Source organism: Wolbachia endosymbiont of Drosophila barbarae, from assembly GCF_044752445.1.
Taxonomy (GTDB): Bacteria; Pseudomonadota; Alphaproteobacteria; order Rickettsiales; family Anaplasmataceae; genus Wolbachia; species Wolbachia pipientis.
Genome location: NZ_JBIXJM010000010.1, coordinates 1 through 1,250 on the forward strand (window position 1 = coordinate 1; position 1,250 = coordinate 1,250).

Genomic DNA, 1,250 nt, shown 5'->3' on the forward strand with positions numbered 1-1,250 from the left:
ATAGATAGCTTAGAGGCAATGACTAATCACGCTAAAAACGCAATATTGAAAATATTAGAAGAGCCGCCAAAAAATTCTAAGATATTTATAATTAGCCATAAGCCATATGATATACAAACCACTATCTTGTGTAGGTGCTTTCAGCTAAATTTACTCCCATTAACTTATGATGAAACAAAGCAAGTTGCTTCATCTCAATGTAAATTTGATAATCAAACGTTTGACGAAATGATTACTTTATTTCCTGGAATGCCAGGAATGATAATAAATACAATAAGTAGTGATGCTTATGAAGCATACAAATGCTTTTATAAATTTCTTCATGATTTAAAGAATCCCAATATGATTAATAAAGTAATTAATAGCGAAATCGAACTAGAACTAGCATCATATATAATTCAGGCCTTCATTTTAGAAAGCATAAAGAGAGAGGTAAATGGTGTTGAAATTCTGCTAAGTCAGTGGAAAAAAATAGATGAACTTTTCGTTGCCGCAAAGCAACTCCACTTAGATAAAAAGCATGTTTTAGCTAATGTAGTTAATATCATGACATAAGTTTACAAAGTATAATACTTTTAACATAAATTCATGATAAAATTTTGTTAATTTAATACTCGAAGTATATAATTTGACTGATAATAAATTAACTGTATGGCAATCAATAGAAGTTTTGACGAAAGCCATATTGAACATGCAGAAAAAATTAAGCTTAATTAAGAATATAGCTTCAGATCAAGACATAACCCTAGAAAAAGGAAAGGAGTTGTTAAGTGGCATTTATGAAGCAAATTTTAAGCTAAACAAGACAATCAATATAGCTACTTTGCCAAAAATTGGCTATCATATGCTAAATGGTGAGCTTGTTGTACGTAATCATATTACGGAAGAGGAAGTAAAGATTCCTGGAGATTTTCATTACCTTAAAGTCGTAAAATCCGATCATGATAATTATAAATTAACGTTTTGTAATTTTTTAGGTAATGAGTTTTTTGAATATAAAAAGTATGATCCACAATATTCTGGTATTTCAGATGAATATAAATTTGTGGATTTTGGTAGTGTAAAAAAGACTCATAATCTAAAATTTAAGGAATACATTGGTCATGCACCTAAATTTTTTGCTGCAGAAGGGCCTATTGAGCCTGGATCCCAAAACCATGTAATTGATCTATTTGAGCTAGTAAAAAGTGGTAAAGGTAGAAAAGTGGGAACCTTTGCTGATGAATTTGGTTATTTTGATGATCAAAATA

2 protein-coding genes are annotated in these 1,250 nt (G+C 29.7%); both read left to right on the forward strand.

What is annotated here, in order from left to right; all coding sequences use genetic code 11:
• Positions 1-555 (forward strand): DNA polymerase III subunit delta' (locus ACIPNH_RS00125; RefSeq protein WP_400770763.1); only part of this gene is annotated, 555 nt, incomplete at its 5' end.
• A 73-nt stretch (positions 556-628) separates the two neighbouring features.
• The coding region (locus tag ACIPNH_RS00130) for a hypothetical protein (protein WP_400770766.1) at positions 629-1,250 on the forward strand (622 nt) is incomplete at its 3' end.